3 protein-coding genes and 1 pseudogene are annotated in these 3,744 nt (G+C 63.8%); all 4 read right to left on the bottom strand.

What is annotated here, in order from left to right; genetic code table 11:
- A pseudogene (locus ACK41X_RS23020) lies at positions 1-673 on the bottom strand (F0F1 ATP synthase subunit beta); the annotation flags it as partial.
- 22 nt (positions 674-695) lie between these two features.
- Positions 696-1,571 (bottom strand): F0F1 ATP synthase subunit gamma, encoded by an 876-nt coding sequence (locus ACK41X_RS23015; RefSeq protein ID WP_409728526.1) that lies wholly within the window; start codon positions 1,569-1,571, stop codon positions 696-698.
- A 133-nt stretch (positions 1,572-1,704) separates the two neighbouring features.
- On the bottom strand, positions 1,705-3,234 hold the full coding sequence (gene atpA, locus ACK41X_RS23010; protein WP_409728524.1) for a F0F1 ATP synthase subunit alpha: 1,530 nt from the start codon (positions 3,232-3,234) through the stop codon (positions 1,705-1,707).
- Positions 3,234-3,744, bottom strand: a 511-nt coding sequence (locus ACK41X_RS23005) for a F0F1 ATP synthase subunit delta (protein ID WP_409728521.1), incomplete at its 5' end; no start/stop codon positions are given. The genes ACK41X_RS23005 and atpA, both read right to left, overlap by 1 nt.

Genomic DNA, 3,744 nt, shown 5'->3' with positions numbered 1-3,744 from the left:
TCTGGCCGTACACCAGGGCGCATTTGGAGCCCTGCCCGCCGCCCTTCTTGTTGACGCCGGACTCGATGAACTCGTGATAGAGGTCGTTGCCCTCGCGGGTGCGCTCGCCGACGCCGGCGAACACCGAATAGCCGCCATGCGCCTTGGCGACGTTGTTGATCAGTTCCTGAATCAGCACGGTCTTGCCGACGCCGGCGCCGCCGAACAGGCCGATCTTGCCGCCCTTGGCATAGGGCGCCAGCAGGTCCACGACCTTGATGCCGGTGACGAGAATTTCCGACTCGGTCGACTGATCGGTATAGGCCGGCGCTTCCTGGTGAATGGCGCGCTTGGCTTCCGCCTTGATCGGACCGGCTTCGTCGATCGCCTCGCCGACCACATTCATGATGCGGCCGAGCGTGCCTTCGCCCACCGGCACCTCGATCGGCAGGCCGGTATCCTGCACGTCATGACCGCGGACCAGACCCTCGGTCGTGTCCATCGCAATGGTGCGGACGGTGTTCTCGCCGAGATGCTGCGCGACTTCGAGCACCAGCCTCTGACCATTGTTGTCGGTTTCCAGCGCATTCAGAATGGCGGGCAAGTGATCGTCGAATTGCACGTCGACCACGGCGCCGATCACCTGCGTGATCTTGCCGGTCTTGTTGGGTTTGCCTGCGGTGGCTGTGGCCATTGCTCGTCCTCGCTCTCTATTCTTACAGCGCCTCGGCGCCGGAGATGATCTCGATCAGCTCCTTGGTGATCATCGCCTGACGGGTGCGGTTATAGGTGATGGTCTGGCGGCGGATCATGTCGCCGGCATTGCGGGTGGCGTTGTCCATCGCAGTCATGCGCGCGCCCTGTTCGGACGCGGCGTTTTCCAGGAGCGCGCGGAACACCTGAACCGCGAGATTGCGCGGCAAAAGCTCGCCGAGAATTTCGATCTCGTCGGGCTCGTATTCGTAGGCCGCCTCGGCGCCGTTCGAGTCCGTTGTCTCGAAGACCGGCGGAATGATCTGCAGCGCGGTCGGGATCTGGGCGATCACCGACTTAAAGCGGGAGAAGAACAGGGTCGCGACATCGAACTCGCCATTCTCGAAACGGCTCACGATGTTCCGCGCCACCTCCTCGGCATTGGCAAAGCCGACATTCTTGACGCCCCGCAGCTCGATCACCTCGACGATGAGCCTGTCGAAATGACGGCGCAGCTGCTCGTAGCCCTTGCGGCCGACGCAGAGAATCTTGACCTGCTTGCCCTCGTTGGTGAGCGAAAGGATTTTTTCGCGCGCCAGGCGAACGATGGCCGAATTGAACGGACCGCACAGCCCGCGCTCGGCGGTGCAGACCACCAAAAGATGGACCTCGTTCTTGCCGGTACCGGCAAGGAGCGGCGGCGCGGAGGCAAGATCGGTCACCGTCGAGGCGATATTGCCCAGCACCTTTTCCATGCGCTCGGCGAAGGGACGTGCCGCCTCGGCCGCGGCCTGCGCCCGGCGCAGCTTCGATGCAGCCACCATCTGCATGGCCTTGGTGATTTTCTGCGTCGCCTTGGTCGCGGCGATGCGCACGCGCATGTCTTTGAGAGAAGCCATTCGTCAGTCCTTGCGGCGGCGCCGCCACCCTCTCATTCGTCATGCCCGGCCTTGTGCCGGGCATTCACGTCTTGCTTCCGCCCCACGTCAAAGACGTGGATGGCCGGGACAAGCCCGGCCATGACGGAAGATTCTAGGCAAACGTCTTGGCGTAACCGTCGACAATGGTCTTCAGCTCGGCGGCCGCGGCATCGTCGAGATCGCGCGTATCGCGGATTTTGTTGAGCAGGCTCTCGTGCTTGCTGCGCAGCAGCCCGAGCAGGCCGGTCTCGAACTCTTTCACCCGGTTCACCGGCAGCGGATCGAGATAGCCGTTGGTGCCGGCCCAGATCACCGCCACCTGCTCCTCCATCTTCAGCGGCGAGAATTGCGGCTGCTTCAGAAGTTCGGTCAGGCGCGCGCCGCGATTGAGCAGGCGCTGGGTGGTGGCGTCGAGGTCGGAGCCGAATTGCGCGAAGGCCGCCATTTCGCGGTATTGCGCAAGCTCGCCCTTGATCTTGCCGGCGACCTTTTTCATCGCCTTGGTCTGGGCCGACGAGCCGACGCGCGACACGGAAAGACCCACGTTCACCGCCGGGCGGATGCCCTGATAGAACAGGTCGGTTTCCAGGAAGATCTGGCCGTCGGTGATCGAGATCACGTTGGTCGGGATATAGGCCGACACGTCGTTGGCCTGGGTCTCGATCACCGGCAAGGCGGTCAGCGAGCCCGCGCCCATGTCGTCGTTCATCTTCGCCGCACGCTCGAGCAGCCGCGAGTGGAGATAGAACACGTCGCCGGGATAGGCTTCGCGGCCGGGCGGACGGCGAAGGAGCAGCGACATCTGACGATAGGCCACGGCCTGCTTGGACAGATCGTCATAGATGATCACAGCGTGCATGCCGTTGTCGCGGAAATACTCGCCCATGGTGCAGCCGGTGAACGGCGCCAGGAACTGCATCGGCGCCGGATCGGACGCGGTGGCCGCAACGATGATCGAATAGTCCAGCGCGCCCTGCTCTTCCAGCACCTTGACGAATTGCGCGACGGTGGAGCGCTTCTGCCCGACCGCGACATAGACGCAATACAGCTTGATCTTCTCGTCGCCGGTGGCGTTGAGCGGCTTCTGGTTGAGAATGGTGTCGAGCGCGATCGCGGTCTTGCCGGTCTGGCGGTCGCCGATGATCAGCTCGCGCTGGCCGCGGCCGATCGGGATCAATGCGTCCACCGCCTTCAGGCCGGTCGCCATCGGCTCATGCACCGACTTGCGCGGGATGATGCCGGGCGCCTTGACGTCGACGCGCATGCGCTTCTCGGCCTTGATCGGGCCCTTGCCGTCGATCGGATTGCCGAGCGCGTCGACCACGCGGCCGAGCAGGCCCTTGCCGACCGGGGCGTCCACGATGGCGCGGGTGCGCTTGACGGTCTGGCCTTCCTTGATCTCGCGGTCGGCGCCGAAAATCACGATGCCGACATTGTCGCTTTCGAGATTGAGCGCCATGCCGCGCGTGCCGTTCTCGAACTCGACCATCTCGCCGGCCTGAACGTTGTCGAGGCCGTAGACGCGGGCGATACCGTCACCGACGGAGAGCACCTGGCCGACTTCGGAGACTTCCGCCTCCTGGCCGAAATTCTTGATCTGATCCTTCAGGATCGCGGAAATTTCTGCGGCGCGGATGTCCATCAGCGAGCCTCTTTCATGGCAGTCTTGATCGAATTGAGTTTGGTGCGGAGCGAGGTGTCGACCATGCGGCTGCCGAGCTTGACCACAAGTCCGCCGATGATCGCCGGATCGACCGTGACCTGCAGATCGACATCCTTGCCGGTGACCGCATTCAGCGCATCCTTCAGCGAATTCAGATGCGCGTCGGAGAGTTGTTCGGCGACGGTTACGCTGGCGGCGACCTCGCCCTTGTGCCTGGCGACCAGGGCGCGGAACGCCTTCACGATCTGCGGCAGGGCGAACAGGCGGCGGTTTGACGCCACCAGCTTCACGAAATTTCCGGCAATGCCGTCAATGCCGGCCTTCTGCAGGATCGGCTCCAGCGCCTTGACCTGCTCGTCGGCGGTGAAGACCGGACTGCGCACCAGGCGCTTGAGATCGTCGCTGCCGGCAACCAGCGCGTCGAACCGGTCGAGGTCCGCCCGGACCTTGTCGAGAACCTTGTCCTCGAGCGCGAGCTCGAACAGGGCG

Source organism: Pseudorhodoplanes sp., assembly GCF_046289595.1.
Classification (GTDB): Bacteria; Pseudomonadota; Alphaproteobacteria; order Rhizobiales; family Xanthobacteraceae; genus Pseudorhodoplanes.
This window is presented reverse-complemented; position numbering and strand designations above follow the sequence as displayed.

Coding starts and splice junctions, on each gene's coding strand:
- ACK41X_RS23015 (WP_409728526.1), bottom strand. CDS start 1,571: ATGGCTTCTCTCAAAGACATGCGCGTGCGCATCGCCGCGACCAAGGCG.
- atpA (WP_409728524.1), bottom strand. CDS start 3,234: ATGGACATCCGCGCCGCAGAAATTTCCGCGATCCTGAAGGATCAGATC.